The 15,789-nt window shown below is 45.9% G+C and carries 15 protein-coding genes; 2 read left to right on the top strand and 13 right to left on the bottom strand.

Translation table 11 applies throughout. The annotated features are described in order from the left end of the window. The 12 genes from ABXT60_RS12885 to ndhC form a co-directional block, all read right to left on the bottom strand. Positions 1–1,479, bottom strand: a complete 1,479-nt coding sequence (locus ABXT60_RS12885; RefSeq protein ID WP_443630499.1) for a complex I subunit 4 family protein — start codon at positions 1,477–1,479, stop codon at positions 1–3. A gap of 21 nt (positions 1,480–1,500) precedes the next feature. Beyond that, positions 1,501–3,336 carry an NADH-quinone oxidoreductase subunit L gene (gene nuoL, locus ABXT60_RS12880; protein ID WP_443630498.1) on the bottom strand — a complete coding sequence of 612 codons (1,836 nt, stop codon included), beginning with the start codon at positions 3,334–3,336 and terminating at the stop codon, positions 1,501–1,503. A 9-nt stretch (positions 3,337–3,345) separates the two neighbouring features. Next, positions 3,346–3,654 (bottom strand): NADH-quinone oxidoreductase subunit NuoK, encoded by a 309-nt coding sequence (gene nuoK, locus ABXT60_RS12875; protein ID WP_443630497.1) that lies wholly within the window; start codon positions 3,652–3,654, stop codon positions 3,346–3,348. After that, positions 3,647–4,201 carry an NADH-quinone oxidoreductase subunit J gene (nuoJ, locus tag ABXT60_RS12870; protein WP_443630496.1) on the bottom strand — a complete coding sequence of 185 codons (555 nt, stop codon included), beginning with the start codon at positions 4,199–4,201 and terminating at the stop codon, positions 3,647–3,649. Before nuoJ ends, nuoK begins: the two co-directional genes overlap by 8 nt. A 33-nt stretch (positions 4,202–4,234) precedes the next feature. Further along, on the bottom strand, positions 4,235–4,801 hold the full coding sequence (gene nuoI, locus ABXT60_RS12865; RefSeq protein WP_443630495.1) for an NADH-quinone oxidoreductase subunit NuoI: 567 nt from the start codon (positions 4,799–4,801) through the stop codon (positions 4,235–4,237). A gap of 13 nt (positions 4,802–4,814) precedes the next feature. Further along, positions 4,815–5,753 carry an NADH-quinone oxidoreductase subunit NuoH gene (gene nuoH / locus ABXT60_RS12860; protein WP_443630494.1) on the bottom strand — a complete coding sequence of 313 codons (939 nt, stop codon included), beginning with the start codon at positions 5,751–5,753 and terminating at the stop codon, positions 4,815–4,817. A gap of 13 nt (positions 5,754–5,766) precedes the next feature. Then, positions 5,767–8,544: an NADH-quinone oxidoreductase subunit NuoG gene (gene nuoG / locus ABXT60_RS12855; RefSeq protein WP_443630493.1), complete on the bottom strand. Its 2,778-nt coding sequence runs from the start codon at positions 8,542–8,544 to the stop codon at positions 5,767–5,769. Beyond that, the gene (nuoF, locus tag ABXT60_RS12850) at positions 8,544–9,872 is read right to left on the bottom strand and encodes an NADH-quinone oxidoreductase subunit NuoF (RefSeq protein ID WP_443630492.1); all 1,329 of its coding nucleotides are present in this window, start codon (positions 9,870–9,872) and stop codon (positions 8,544–8,546) included. The genes nuoG and nuoF overlap by 1 nt, the downstream gene beginning before the upstream one ends. After that, positions 9,869–10,408 carry an NADH-quinone oxidoreductase subunit NuoE gene (gene nuoE / locus ABXT60_RS12845; protein ID WP_443630491.1) on the bottom strand — a complete coding sequence of 180 codons (540 nt, stop codon included), beginning with the start codon at positions 10,406–10,408 and terminating at the stop codon, positions 9,869–9,871. The genes nuoF and nuoE overlap by 4 nt, the downstream gene beginning before the upstream one ends. Positions 10,409–10,417: 9 nt before the next feature. Further along, entirely contained in the window at positions 10,418–12,196 is a 1,779-nt protein-coding gene (gene nuoC, locus ABXT60_RS12840) for an NADH-quinone oxidoreductase subunit C/D (protein WP_443630490.1), read from the bottom strand. Positions 12,197–12,201: 5 nt separating this feature from the next. Next, a complete protein-coding gene (locus ABXT60_RS12835) occupies positions 12,202–12,840 on the bottom strand; it encodes an NADH-quinone oxidoreductase subunit B (protein ID WP_443630489.1) in 639 nt (212 codons plus the stop codon). A gap of 81 nt (positions 12,841–12,921) precedes the next feature. Next, entirely contained in the window at positions 12,922–13,317 is a 396-nt protein-coding gene (gene ndhC / locus ABXT60_RS12830; RefSeq protein ID WP_443630488.1) for an NADH-quinone oxidoreductase subunit A, read from the bottom strand. Positions 13,318–13,660: 343 nt separating this feature from the next. Between ndhC and ABXT60_RS12825 the strand changes: the two genes are divergently transcribed. Beyond that, the gene (locus ABXT60_RS12825; RefSeq protein ID WP_443630487.1) at positions 13,661–14,080 is read left to right on the top strand and encodes a CBS domain-containing protein; all 420 of its coding nucleotides are present in this window, start codon (positions 13,661–13,663) and stop codon (positions 14,078–14,080) included. A gap of 189 nt (positions 14,081–14,269) precedes the next feature. On the opposite strand, the gene ABXT60_RS12820 is transcribed toward ABXT60_RS12825, so the two are convergent. Further along, the gene (locus ABXT60_RS12820; protein WP_443630486.1) at positions 14,270–14,806 is read right to left on the bottom strand and encodes a peroxiredoxin-like family protein; all 537 of its coding nucleotides are present in this window, start codon (positions 14,804–14,806) and stop codon (positions 14,270–14,272) included. 90 nt (positions 14,807–14,896) lie between these two features. Here ABXT60_RS12820 and ABXT60_RS12815 point away from each other — a divergent pair, with 90 nt between their 5' ends. Next, positions 14,897–15,643: an AraC family transcriptional regulator gene (locus ABXT60_RS12815; RefSeq protein WP_443630485.1), complete on the top strand. Its 747-nt coding sequence runs from the start codon at positions 14,897–14,899 to the stop codon at positions 15,641–15,643. The last annotated feature ends 146 nt before the right edge of the window (positions 15,644–15,789 follow it).

Raw genomic sequence — 15,789 nt, 5'->3', positions numbered from 1 at the left:
TTAACCTCCTTTGCCTAAGTGCATCAGACTATCCACTGGTGCGGCGGTTACAGTAAATATGAGATTGGGCCAGAACCCTAGCAAAACCAGGCTAACCACTAATAAACCCAACATCAATAGCTCACGTGCGTTAAGGTCCAGCGCCTTAGTTTTGTCACCCACAGCCATACCAAAAAAACCTTTTTGCATAATAACTAAGGCATAAACTGGGGCGAGGATCATCGCCAAGGCCGCCAGTGAGGCAGCCCAAGGCTCTATTTGGAATACCCCTAGCAAGATCATGAACTCACCAATAAAGTTTGCTAGACCAGGCAACCCTAGAGTGGCCAATGCAAACACCATACTTAAGGTAGCCAGCTTAGGCATGAGGGCCCATAAACCACCCATTTGATCCAAGGCGCGGGTATGCAAGCGTTGTTGCAACAAACCAGCAATGGCAAATAGTCCTGCAGAGCTCAACCCATGACCCACCATTTGCATCACAGTACCCTGTAAACTGAGGTGGTTCCAGGCAAATATTCCTAAGCTTACAAAACCCATATGGCTAATGGAGGTGTAGGCAATGAGGCGTTTAAGGTCATTTTGGGCAAAGGCCAATTTGGCTGCATAGAGCACGCTTAATACCCCTAAACCCATGGCGATGGGTGCAAAAGCTAGCGCGGCATCTGGAAACAAAGGCCACACAAAACGCAACAAACCATAAGCCCCTGTTTTTAATAAAATACCGGCTAACAATATGCTGCCTGGTGTGGGTGCTTGGGTATGCGCGTCAGGTAGCCAATTGTGCACTGGTAGACCAGGCAATTTGACTAAGAAAGCCACATAAAAACCCAGCATCAACCACATGCCCATGCTGCCACTGGTATCAGTTTGGGTTAGAGTGAACCAAGAAAAACTCCATAAGCCAGTTTGCTGCTGGTTTAATAATACCAGGCCTACCATGGCAGCCAGCATTAATAAGCTACTGGCTTGGGTATAGATAAAAAACTTGGTGGCAGCAAAGCGTCGGTTTTCATGACCCCAGATGGCAATAATGAGGAACATAGGCACTAGCATAACTTCCCAAAAAACAAAGAAAAGGAATAAATCTAAGGCACTAAACACTCCCACAACACCGGCTAAAGTAAAGAGAAAATTAAGATAAAACAGGCCGCAACGATGGTTGATTTCATGCCAAGCAGATAATAACGCCACGTAGCCCAATACCAGTGTTAAGCCAATGAGGACCAGGCTTAAACCATCAGTGGCCAACAATAAATGAATACCAAAGCGCTCAATCCATGGCCAGTCTGTATGCATTGTCCAGAGTGAGGTAGATAGTGAGTGTGTGCTGTCAAGCCAAAGGCTAGTGTAAAACATGCTGGCCACTAGCAAGCTAGCCAAACTAAGCCAACGGCTGGCAACCGGGGATCTGTGCCCCGTCATCAAGGCCAATACCCCCCCACCTAATAAGCTAATTATAATGCCCAGAAGTTGCATCGCGTTTATTCCCCCATAGCCTTATTTACCTACCGTACTGATTGCCAAGGCCAATATAATAATAGCGGCACTAGCCAAGGTGGCAATATAGGCGCGTAACTGACCATTTTGTAATTGGCTAAACAACCTGTGTAAAAAGCGGCTTAGCTGTATCAACAATGTGGGTAGTCCATCAATAATATCGTTGCGGTTCACCTGGGCCAAGGATGTAAAAGGGGTTAAGAACAGACGTCTGTAAAGGCCATCAAACCCAAAGCCTTGGAACCAGAATTGGCGGAGTCTTTGCCAATGGGCTAAGCGTAAACCCTGCCATTTGTGGCGCACATATACTTGATAGGCAATACCAATACCCAGCAATGGTAATCCAATAGCCACTACTATAGTCCACATGGGTGGGTGGCCCGCAGGAGATGATGGCAGCACGTCACCTGTAGGTAATACAAACCAACCAGCGACCAAAGATAAGGTGGCCAAAATAATTAGGGGAGGATGGAACTGCCACCCTTTGGGTTCGTGGGGCTGCACTTTTTCAGCCCCAAAGAACACTAAAAATAATAATCGAAAACTATAGATGGCGGTAATAAACGCCCCTAAAACGCCACCAGCCCAAAACCAAGGGCCATACACAGGTAATTGCCAACTGGCATTGAGTATGGCTTCTTTGCTAAAGAACCCCGATGTTGGTGGCAGGGCTACCAAACAAGCACTGCCAATGACAAAGCACCAAAAAGGCACTGGCAATTGGCGCCGTAAGCCACCCATCAAGCGGATATCCTGCTCATGGTGTAGGGCTAATATAATTGAACCGGCGGTCATAAATAACAACGCTTTAAAAAGGGCATGGGTCATCAAGTGAAAAATACTCTCACTCCAGGCGCCCACACCTAAAGCAAAAAACATATACCCAATTTGGCTCATAGTTGAGTATGCAAGAACCCGTTTAATGTCAGTTTGGTTAAGGGCGGTGAAACCAGAAATTAATAAGGTAAAAAGGCCTATAAATGCGACTGCCAACAACACATCTGGAGCTTGCAAAAAGACACCATGAGTGCGTGCAATAAGATAAACTCCTGCCGTTACCATAGTCGCTGCATGGATTAACGCGCTCACTGGCGTGGGGCCGGCCATAGCGTCTGGTAACCAAATATGCAGTGGTAACTGTGCTGACTTACCTACAGCACCAGCCAGTAAAAGAGTGGCAATGAGAGTAGGTTGATTAGCACCCACCACAAATTTTTCAGGGGCTAACACCATGATGGAGGGTAAGTCTAGGGTGCCTAACTCACGGTATAATAGGAATAAGCCTATGGCAAACGCTGTGTCACCGACTCGCGTCACAATAAACGCTTTGCGAGCGGCATAGCCATTAGCTGGATCTTGGTACCAGAAGCCAATGAGCAAAAAGCTACAAACTCCCACACCTTCCCAACCTAAAAACAACAATACCAAGTTGTCTGCCAAAACCAGCATCAACATGGCGGCTACAAATAGATTCATATAGGCAAAAAAGCGCTGATAATCAGGGTCTTGCCACATGTAACCAGAGGCATACCAATGGATTAAACTACCTACACCGGTAACCACAAACAACATACTCAAAGACAGACCATCTAAGTAGAGCCCAAAACTCACCTCAAGCTCCCCTGCAGTGAGCCAAGGCCATAGTTCTACTTGATAGGTTTGGGCTGCGCCTGGGCTATAAAAATCAAGTGCCACCCAAAGCGTAATTAAAGCCGCTATGGCTATCGAACCCACACCAATTAGTCGCGCTAGTGAGCGAGTAAAACGGCCATGCCCCAGAACTAATAGGAAAAAGCCAACTAAAGGTAGACCTGGGATAAGCCACAATTGATGCATCACCTTCTCCTAGCCTCGCAACTTGTTCAGTTGATCTACATCAACGCTGTTATGGTGACGAAATAGCAGCAAAGTAAGGCCCAAACCCACGGCAACCTCTGCTGCACCTAAGGTAATTACCGCAAGAAACATAATCTGCCCTTCGGCCTGATTCCATGCGGAGCCAGCAGCAATAAATGCAAGCGCAGAGGCATTAAGCATGACCTCGATAGAGATCATCATAAACAACAGATTACGCCGCACCATAACACCCACTAGGCCTAGGCAAAATAAAATACCAGCTAATATAATTGCATGATCTATGTATTGATTATCCATTGCCTGCCTCATCTAAGGTGTTCTGGTCCATATGAGAAGGCATTTTACGCGCGATATGGAAGGCACCAATAAGTCCAGACAAGAGTAAGAATGACGCCAGCTCTACTACCAACACATAAGGGCCAAACAGGGCTATGCCAACATCTTTTACTGCCACCCCGTGGACACCATAGGGCTGCAAAGGGTGCTCGCTATTCATCCCTAACAGCAGCAAAGCGAGTAAGATAGATGCCAGTATCGAAGGCATTATCCAACCTCTTGCTGGCAGCCAAGCCGCTTCAAGCGCTGCAGACCTTTGGCCTTGGTTGAGCATCATTACAACGAATACAAATAGAATCATCACGGCACCAGCATAAACAATGACTTCTAAAGCAGCAGCAAATGCTGCACCTAAGAGGTAAAAAATAATTGCTAAGGACAAGGATGAAACAATTAAATACAACAATGCGTGAACAGCATTGTGACGACTAATCATAAGCAAAGTGGCCACCACAGTGACCCCACAACTTGCATAAAATACAATATTGTAGAGGTAGGCCCAGATCATATTCTTTCTCCTCGTTGGCAAATTAATGTGGGGTTATGGCAACAAACTTTTTATATTTACCGGCTGTGCTTCTTGGCAACCAGCCCCTTTAGCACGACCTGACACGGCCTTGCCACACATCTCATAAAAATTATAATCAGGGTGTTTTCCGGGGCCATCAATCAGTAAATGCTGTTTTTCATAAACCAGATTTTGGCGGTCATACTCTGCCAGTTCAAAATCTTGAGTAAGCTGAATAGCATAGGTTGGGCAGGCTTCTTCACATAACCCACAAAATACACAGCGAGAGAAATTAATACGGAAGTATTCAGCTGACCAACGGCCACTCTCATCTTCTGTTTTTTGTAACGATATGCAATCTGTAGGGCAAGCGCTTGCGCATAAGTTACAGGCCACACAACGCTCTTCCCCGGTGGGATCTCTGGTAAGTACAATACGACCCCGAAAGCGGGGTGCCAAATAAGGCATTTGTTCTGGGTATTCAACCGTATCGGCTTTGGTAAAGGTATGGGAAGCAACCTTCACTAAGGTGACAATATTACTGTAAAAATAATCCCAGACAATATATCCAAGGTGGACAAGACCTGTCTTGTGTTGCATAAAATCTTATCTCCTATATTAGTATTAACGCACCGGTAATAATCAAGTTGAGTAGTGACAAGGGGAGCATGAATTTCCAACCAAAAGCCATCAATTGGTCATACCTAGGGCGTGGTAATGACCCTCTAATTAAAATCATCAGTAGCACCAAAGTAATGGTTTTGAGCAAGAACCACGCTATTGGAGGGAGCCAATCTGGCCCCAACCAACCACCAAAAAATAACACGGTGATCATCGCTGCACTCATCAGCACACTGACATATTCGCCGATAAAAAACATAGCAAACTTCATACCTGAATATTCTGTATGAAAACCTGCAGTGAGTTCGTGTTCTGCTTCTGGCAAATCAAAGGGGGTACGGTGGCTTTCGGCAATGCCTGCCATAAAAAAGATAAAGAAGCCGATTATTTGTGGCCCAATAAACCATCCATCAACCTGAGCCAACACCAGCTCACGTAAGTTGAAGGTGCCAGCAAGCATGACGACACCCATGAGAGATAGCCCCATGAATACTTCGTAGCTAACCATCTGTGCCGCCGCCCGCAAGCCACCGAGCATGGCGTATTTATTATCCGAAGCATATGCACCAAACATGACTGCATAAACTCCCAAGGAGGTCATGGCAAGGAAGAATAATAAACCAATGTTTAAATCTACCACGCCAACGCCTGGCGCCATGGGAATTACTGCGAATGCCGCCACCACCACAAACATTGCAAAAGCTGGAGCGACAATGAAAATGAGTCTATCGGCAAAGGGGGGCACCCAATCTTGTTTCATCAATAACTTAATCATGTCAGCGACAATCTGCAAGGTACCAAAAGGACCAACACGGTTGGGGCCATAGCGATCTTGCCAGATTCCTAATAAGCGCCGTTCAAGCCAGGTGAGTAAGGCAGCTCCAAACACCACACTTAATAGGATTAGCACCACATTAAGTAAGCTATTCACTAGAGGGTCCATATTAAGTCGCCTCGTCCGTTGCGGTGCTAAGCTTCACTGCTGCAGGTAAATGGCCTACGTTGATGGGCGCTTGGTAATGGCTAGGTAACAACACTAAATCCATTGCCATCGACGCGTCCAAGGTTAACGGGAGGCGCCATTGTAATTGTGCTAATTCAACACAAACTTCAACTACCTCTGTTAAGCCCATTTGAGCCGCAGTTTGCGGGTGTATGCGGGCGCTCAAGGGGTCACTGCGTTGCCTTAGGGCGGTGCTTAAATGACTTGCTTGGTCGCTTGCAAACAGACGACTCTGGCTGTGAGCCAGAATTTGCCCAGCACCAATAGTAATACTAGGAATAAGGGTACTTGAGGTTAAAGGCAAACCTTGTAGACCATCAAATAGCCTCAGGCCCGCTTCACCACCCTTGAGGGGACCATTTATTTCTTCCTGAAATTTGTTGATAGCTTCGTTGGAGTTCCAACCTGGGCTCCATACTTGTGGCATCAGCGCACTTGGCTTATTAATGGGTGTGCCCTCCATGGTATAGCCCAAAGCCGAATCTAAGTCTTCTGGTTGTTTGGCTTCACTGACGCTTTCATGAGCATGAAGACTAGTTCGCCCAGACGCCCGATGACTTTGGCGGGGAATTTTCATTCCGGCAACCCGGAAATCTGCGTCAGGTGCAACGTTACACCAGTGACTAAATAGGCCCCCTTGCTGGCTAACTAGGTTGCACACATGATCGAACTTTATGCAGTTGGCTAGCTGTGTAACAGAAGTGCCAGGGTCTCCGGTTTGACTCACCATTTTTGCCAAAGTTGCCAAGCTGCGCCAGGCGTCTGACCGTCCCTGCTTGTCATGGACGGCGAAAAAACGCTGGGCACGGCCCTCATTATTGATGTAAGTCCCTTCAGTTTCAAACGTATTAGCACAGGCGATAACTACATCGGCTTTTTTGCTGGTGGCACTAGGCAAGTGATCCAGCACAATTAAATGCCGCAAATTTTCGCACATAGCCCCAGCCTCGGTAGATAGAGCAAACAGATCAGCTTGTAAAACGATTAGAGCGCTGGCAGTGCTTTGTTGCTGTAATCGAAGACTCAAATCACCCACGTGCTTAGCGTCTTGATTGAGCATGCCCAAACCCATACTGTTAGCGGCCTCTAAACAATAACTTAACCAAGCTTGGGTGCCGCTATTGTGGCCCAAAGCCAATGCCAATTGTGCTGCCCTATCAATTAATTCAGGACTCTGGCTGCTGGAACCACTGATCACCAGTGGGCGTTTTGCGCCAGCCAGCAAGGTGAGGCTACGCTGCACTTGGCCGTGCAGTTTGGCGGATAGTTTTGAACTATCCAACGTGCCATCAATAGCACTCGTTAAGGCCTGAGCATAGTCACACATTTCTTCTGGGGTAAGTTGCAAACATAGGCTACTGATATCGTCTAACCCAGTAGATGCAGTGGTAACACTGATAATAGGGCTAAGTTGGTTTTGTGTATGAATGCGGACTGGCTCGTCTTGCCATCTGGGAATACCAATGGCAGCAGCCCTGGCAAAGCCTAGGTTACGACTTGCTTGGCGCACACTTAACGCCATACGCGGGGCTGTATGTAATAGATCTTCGCCAATAATGATAATGGCATCGGCTTGTTCGATTTGCTTTAGGCTTGGGCTATGAAGGTTTGTTTGTGTGAGGTGATGCAGTACATGAGTTTGAATAGCATCTTGCACAGCATTATGCCCAGCATAAAAATTAGCCTTGCCAACTAAACTTTTTAACCCAAAATTCTCTTCCACCGAGGCCCGTGGTGAGCCCAAACCAAAGACATTTTCAGCCCCTAATTCATTAATAATTTGGGCCACATAGTCTAACGCATCAGCGTTATCACAAGTCACTTTTTCAGATTCACCCAGCGGCTGCACTTGGGCTTGATACAAGCCTTGTTCACTATTACTGTGGGCAAAACCATAGCGGCCTTTATCGCAGATAAAATATCCATTCACTTGGCTATGATAGCGATTAGTGACCCGTTTCACTCGACCTTCGCGTTCACCGACGGACAAGTTACAGCCTAAGCTACAGTGGCTACAAATACTCGGTGCTGATTGTAAATCCCACTTTCGAGTGTAACTATCACTCAATGCCTTGTCGTAAAACACCCCCGTGGGACAAACTTCAGCTAAATTGCCACTAAAGTGACTGCTTAAACAACCGTCTTCATGGCGCCCAAAATACACATTTTCCTTGCTGCCAAGGACCACTAAATCATCACCGCCAGCGTAATCTTGGTAAAACCTTACACATCGATAGCAGCTAATGCAGCGGTTCATTTCATGGCCAACACAAGGGCCTAAATCTTGGTTATGGTAGGTTTTTTTAGCCCCTTTATAGCGTCTTTGAGTGTGTCCAGATTGCAGTGTCATGTCTTGTAAATGACATTCACCGCCTTCCTCACACACCGGGCAATCGTGGGGGTGATTGGCCATGGTAACTTCAATACATTGCTGTCGAAATTCGCTAGCCATAGGTGCTGAGAGGCTCACACGCATGCCTTCAACAACTGGGGTCATACAAGCCATAGCCATGCGGCCCCGCTGATCTTCATCATCTTGATACAACTGCACTGCGCACTGGCGACACGAGCCTACAGAACCTAAGGCTGGATGCCAGCAAAAATAAGGCAGATCTTTGTCTAAGCCAAGGCACGCCTCTAGCAAGTGGCCGCCAGACTTTACTTTATAGGCAGAACCGTCGACATATATGGTGACAAGTTTATCTGTTGTGGCGTTCATTACATGGCCTCTTTCTTTAACCCATTATCAGGCTTAGGTGAATTACCATGGGGGCAACACGCCTGCTCAATATGGGCTACAAAATCGTCACGGAAATACTTAAGAGCACTTTGCAACGGCTCTGCTGCACCCGGAGCTAAGGCACAAAAGGTGTTGCCAATGCCAATGTAGCCACACAGCTTTAATAGATGCTCAAGATCTTCATGCTGGCCCCGACCCGCTTCTAAGTCAGTCAGAATCTGTCTAATAAAAGGTAAGCCATTACGGCAGGGAGTGCACCAGCCACAAGATTCTTGAGCAAAGAATTGAATTAAATTAAGTACCATGCCCACCACGCATGTTTGGTCGTCGAGCAAGATCATAGTGCCAGTGCCCATGCGACTGCCGGCATGTTGAATGGTGCCATAGTCCATAGCTAAGTTTAAGTGCTCTTCTGTTAGAAAATCTGTGGAACCACCCCCAGGTAAAAAACCTCGCAATTTGACGCCGTCCTGCATGCCTCCAGCCATGGCAATAATATCGGCTACCTTGGTGCCAATAGGCAACTCCCAGCAGCCTGGAGTCTTTACCCGACCACTAACTCCATAAATTTTGGTGCCATTGTCATCACCCAAACCCAAGTTGGCAAACCAATCAATGCCGTGATAGAGAATATGTGGCAAGTTGCATAAGGTTTCAGTGTTATTAACCACAGTAGGCCGACCAAATAAACCACTAACCTGGGGGAAAGGTGGCTTAAAGCGTGGCTGTGCGCGCTTGCCTTCAAGTGAGTTAATAAGGGCGGTTTCTTCACCACAAATATAGCGCCCTGCGCTGGTATGCAAAAGCATAGTTAAACTAAAACCTGACTCATTAACTGGATCACCAAGTAAACCAGCAGCGTGTGCCTCATCAATGGCATGCTGCAAACGCTCAGCACACAAGTCATAATCTGCACGTAGAAAAATAAACGCCGTGTCTGCCTGTACTGCGTAAGCTGCGATAGCTAGGCCTTCGATCAACTGGTGGGGATCATGTTCCATTAACCAGCGATCTTTAAATGTGCCAGGTTCCATTTCGTCAGCATTACAAATGACATAACGCTGGCCTGGCAGTTTTTCTAGTGGCGGTACAAAACTCCACTTTAAACCAGCCGAAAACCCTGCTCCACCGCGGCCGCGCAGATTGGCATTTTTCACCCAGTTCACCACCTCACTGGGGCTCATAGATAAGGCTTTGGTAAGCCCCTGATAGCCATAATTGGATTGATACTCAGGCAGAGTTGTGACGCTACCATCAGCTTTAATGTGTTGGCTTAAAGGTTGGTTTATAGTTTGAATATTGGTCATGAGGACTGCTCCTGCGCCCGACGCACCAGAAGAATGAGCGATGCAGGGGTTAATTGACGCGTCAGTTGATCGTCCACCATTGCCACAGGCGCATGATCACAAGCCCCTAGGCACGGAGTTGGCAAAAGTGTGATGGCGCCATCAGGGGTGGTCTCACCTAAGGCAATGTTTAATTCTTGGGTCACTGCTTGGGCCAAGCCTTGATAACCCATAATCCAACAACTGACACTGTCACAGATAGAAATTACTGTTGTGCCCACAGGTTGGCGATAAATTTTATTATAAAATGTCGCCACTGAATCGACCTCATCAGGGCTCATTTGTAGACGTTGGGCAATGGCTTTTACCTTGCCATCAGATACCCATCCTTGCTGTTGTTGGACAATTTTTAAGGCCTCAATCGCAGCCGCTTGGGGCTGTGGATAATGATGTATTTGCGCAGCGATAGCAGTTTCCTCATGCTCGTTAAGCGGCTCAATTTTAAGACGCCAATCAGCGCAATGGGTGGCAGCATCAGTAGCGATTATTGGTGTCATCAGTGCTCCTTAGCGGTCCACGTCGGCCATCACAAAGTCAATACTGGCTATGATGGCGATCATGTCAGCTACCATCATGCCTCGACTCATGGTTGGAATCATCTGCAGATGGGCAAAAGATGGGGTGCGAATACGTGTGCGATAAGAGGTAGTGCTGCCATCACTGACTAAGTAATAACTGTTTAAACCCTTAGCAGCCTCAATAGGCAAACATACTTCTCCTGCTGGAATAGCCGGCCCCCAGCTGGAGTGCACAAAATGATGAATCAAGGTCTCAATATCTTGCATAGTACGCTCTTTGGGTGGTGGCGTAGTCAGCGGGTGGTCGGCCTTATACGGGCCTTCTGGCATGTGGTCTACGCATTGTTGGATGATGCGCAGACTTTGGCGAATTTCTTGTAACCGCACCATTGCTCGATCATAACAGTCACCATTGCTACCTAATGGAATATCAAAATCAAAGTTTTCATAACCGCTATAGGGCATGCGCTTACGCATATCCCAATTGTACCCTGTGGCCCTTAAGCCGCCGCCAGTGATACCCCAGTCGATGGCTTCTTCACTGGTATATCGGCCCACACCCACGGTCCGTTGTTTAATAATACGATTGTCGAGCACCATTTTTTGGTACTCATCTAAGCGTTTGGGCATACGCACTAAAAACTCCCGCATCATTGCATCCCAGCCTTGGGGGAGGTCTTGTGCAACACCACCAATACGGAACCAGCTAGGGTGCATACGACCGCCAGTGATGGCCTCGATGATGCCAAAGAGCATCTCACGATCAGCAAAAATATAAAAAATAGGTGACATTTGTCCAATATCTTGGGCAAATGTACCAAAAAATAAGAAATGGCTTTGGATACGGAAGCATTCACACAACATGACCCGAATAGTTTCTACCCGCTGCGACACCTTAATGCCGGCAAGCTTTTCTACTCCCATGACATAAGGCAAGTTATTCATTACCCCACCGAGGTAATCAATGCGGTCGGTGTAGGGCATATAGGTGTGCCAGGCTTGGCGCTCTCCCATTTTTTCTGCACCCCGATGGTGGTAGCCTATATCAGCCACGGCATCCACTACTTCTTCACCATTAAGTTGCACAGCTATGCGGAACACACCATGCACACTAGGATGGTTAGGCCCCATGTTGAGAAACATATAATCAGTATTTTTTCCCTCGCGTTTCATTCCCCATTGTTCAGGTACAAAACGTAACGCCTCTTGTTCTTCGTCTTGCATTTGATCATTAATACTAAATGGCTCCATTTCTGTAGCGCGGGCTGGATGCTCCTTGCGCAGCGGGTGACCTTTCCAAGTGGGTGGAATGATGAGTGGGTATAAGTTTGGGTGGCCAACAAAATCGATGCCAAACATGTCGTGACACTCTCGTTCATACCAATTGGCGTTAGGCCACAAATCACATTGGCTGTCGATACGTAGCTGAGCGTCCATCAATGCCACCTTAATGCGTAAAAAGGTGTTGCCAGTCAAACTTAATACTTGATATACCACGGTAAAGTCACTTGGAGGCTGGCCTTCGCGGTGACTGCGAACACGTTCATCAATAGCGGTGAGGTCATACAACATGGTGTAGCTAGGGTGTAACTCGTGCTTGCAATAATGTAACAGGGCACCTACATGTTGGGAATCTACCCAAAGGCTGGGGATTCCATCTGCAGTATTTTGTTCAATTAAAGGATGAGGGAATTGTTGTTTCAGCAGTAACACAAGGTCAGCATCACCCATGGCGCAGGTTTTAGACTGGCGTAAAGGCACACTCATAACAATTAAACCCGATCCGGGTTAGGTAAATGGGTCATGCGAATACGCTCTGGGGTACGCAGATCACGTTGTGAAGGCATTGAGGGCTTTTCTACCCCGTCTGGCCCTAATACCCAGCTTAATGGCCTATTTTCATGTCGAATTGCATCTTGTAATAACATTAAACCCTGTAACAGGGCTTCTGGCCGGGGTGGGCAACCCGGTACATATACATCTACGGGAAGGAATTTATCAACGCCCTGCACTACGCTATAAATATCATATAACCCGCCTGAATTAGCGCAGGAGCCCATGGAAATAACCCATTTAGGTTCTAAAAGTTGTTCATAGAGACGTTGAATAACGGGTGCCATTTTGCGAAAAACAGTGCCAGAAATAACCATTACATCAGCTTGGCGGGGTGTGGCGCGGATGACTTCGGCACCAAAACGGCCAATATCATGGCGTGACGTAAAAGCGGTGGCCATTTCTACATAACAACAGGAAAGACCAAAATTAAATGGCCAAAGAGAGTTGCTCTGCCCCCATGCCACCAAGTCCTTAACCTTGCCCAACACCAAGCTGTCTTCCACCGACTGGGCAAAACTCTGGTCTTGTGACGCAATAAGGTTAGCGCCATAGGTACTGGATTTTAGCTTCGGCATAACAATCCCAGGACTCTTTTAGAGCCAGTTATTATTTTATTACACATTGCGTGCCGGTAGTTTAAGTTAAAAATCCAGCAATTAGCGTGCGTCCAAGTTGCGTAAATCGAGTTTTTGTCTGCTGGTGCGCCAGTCTAGTGCGCCAAGGCGCCACAGGTAGATTAGCGCTGCAAACAAAATAAGTATGAAGATTAGAGCTTCACTAAAGCCTAACCAGCCAGTTTCCTTAACGGCCACAGCCCAGGCAAAAAGAAACACTACCTCTAAGTCAAAGATGACAAAGAAAATGGCAAATAAGTAGAAGGGAATAGGCATGCGAATATGGGTAGATCCTGCAGGTACAATGCCACATTCATAGGGTTCGTTAACGCCCCGCGACACTCTGCGGCCACCTAGCAAGGCTGGCAGTGTCAGCATTAGTCCGATTAGGCCTGCCACCATTATCAAAAACAGTGCCAAGGGCCAAATTTGGCTCATTAACTCCTCTCCATAGGTCATATTTACTGCCTTTCATCAAAAGTAGAGATAAAAAAACTAAAAATATATGGGCAAAATAACTGCTGTTTAACTAGCCAAAATCTGATCAGTGCTAGTACCACAAGATGTCAATTAGTATAGAAGAGAAAAATACTATTTTGCAACTTATTCATTACAGTCCTTTTATTATTATATTTTTAACTTATAAAACAATCACTTAACTAATTTTTAAAAAAGACTCATTTAATCTAAGAAATTGACTAACACTAAAAAGTGGCGTAATACTGGATCTACTGCCATTGATTTATGCTTTGGGAGCAACTCAATAAAGGGGTTTTCTACCATGTTAAACTCAATCAATATTAAAGATTTCATGTCAGTCAACCCACTTACCTTTGCGCCTGCTACTCACATCATGGATGCCATTCATGAAATGTTAGTTCGAAAAGTAACAGGTGGGACCGTGTTGGATGACCAAGGTAGAGTTGTAGGAGTTATTTCAGAATTAGACTTACTAGACAAGCTGGAGCAAATAGCTTACTACCAAGAAGGTGACGCTTGTATTGGAGATTTAATGTGCAGTGAAGTAGACGTTTTGCCTTTGCAAACTACATTATTTGAGGCAGCACGTACTTTAACTCAACACAAGCGTCGGCGTATGCCTGTAGTTGACAACGGCCTCTTTGTTGGCCAAATTAGCTGCCGTAGTATCCTACAAGCGTTTAAAGACGCTGTGTTGGCCCATGACAAAAAAGAGGATTAATCAATGCCAACTGAAGGACTAAGTAAGGCTTCGTTGATGATGTCTAGTATTCTCTAAGCAGGGCTAAAATAAGGGCCCTATTATCATCATAATTAACAAAATGGGCTCCATGCGCCCTCTTTGAGAAAGCAATTCACTGTTCTAAGACAATACCCCCCCTAAAGGAATTTATCTTTTTACCCCATGCTTCTAAACTTCACCAGTGTACTCGCCACGTGCAGGGTAATCATTAGCAATAGCAAAATCTAAAGCGCCTAATAATTCAGCAAAATGGGGCCGAGCGAAGGGCATCGTTTGTGTTGATCCATAATAAAGTGACTGATCTGGGCTTACTAAAAATAGCCCTGGTTCAGAAAATAATGCAGGTTCTTCAATGCCAATTGACGTTTTGCCTCTAGAGGTAGAAATATAAAGCCCCCATTCTTTAGCTGTAGTAAGGCTCATACCATAACCAAACTTAAGACTATCACCTGGAACTTTGTCTGCCATTTGCCGAGTGCGTTCTTCGCCATCTGAACTAACTGCTATACAACTCACGCCTCTTTTTGCAAATTCTTCAACATGGCGCTGAAAATCAATCAGCTGTTTTGCGCAAATTGGGCAATGCAAACCTCGGTAAAAACAGATGACAACGCCCCGTTCTGCAATATCAGTAGATAGATTGAATTCACCATGATCCAGGGTCAATAATGTAAGATTTGGGGTTTTCTGGCGCGGTAATAACATATTGTCCTCTATTTTCTGTGGGGTATTTCCTATCTACTATAACTGATATTATTATCATATAAATACGATTTAATGGATTAAAACAACGATATGTCTGAATTTGATCGACTTTCTTCTCTGATCAACCGGTTTTCTTTAAAGGTGACTCCCCAACAAGGTGTTCAGGTTAACCTTGTCATCATGGGAGATATAAAAACACAGGTGCCTACTAAGATATTGCTGGCACCTCTAAGTTTTTTAGGTAACGTTACCTTGGTGGACGACTATATAATGTTCAGTGCTGGTGCAGACTGGGGGGGGCGAGATAACCCTTTATTAGCCACTTTACCAAACTTAATTGAGATTAATATCCAACACAACCCAGATCTATCCATGTTGGCCCGTTTACTTAAAACTGAAGCTGAAGCTCAGCGGTGTGGCGTAAGCGGAGTGCTTAACCGCCTAGGAGAAGTGTTAATGATTAGGATCCTACGTCAGCAACTAGAACGAGGAGCTACTGCGCCAGGATTACTTAATGGGCTGGCGGATAGCAGGCTTAGCCGAGCCATTGTATCTATGCACGAAACGCCAGGGAAAAATTGGAAGAATGGAGACCTTGCCGCAATTGCAGGGTTATCAATCAGCCGATTTACTGAGCTTTTTAATCATCGGGTAGGACAAACGGTACAATCTTATCTAAGGCACTGGCGCATGATCCTAGCATACCAAGACATAGAGCGAGGAGACCGCATACAAACCATTGCTCACCGCTATGGCTATGGTTCTAGTGAAGCTTTGAGTCGAGCGTTCCGTCGTCAATTTGGCAGCAATCCAGTGTTTCATCGAAAACGTCTTTAAAGTTAGGTTGATTAACTGACTTCAAAAAAAATAAAATATAAAAAAAGTTTTTTATACTGTTAACAACTATTAGACTAAAGAGGAATGTAGTGATATTTTTATTTATTGGATCATGAGCACGGCGTACTAATAAAATACGTCCTACT

Origin of the sequence: Candidatus Njordibacter sp. Uisw_056, assembly GCF_047730085.1 — a bacterium.
GTDB lineage: Bacteria > Pseudomonadota > Gammaproteobacteria > Pseudomonadales > Balneatricaceae > Njordibacter.
Note: the sequence above shows the minus strand (reverse complement) of the source record. Positions and strands in the feature narration are given on the sequence as shown.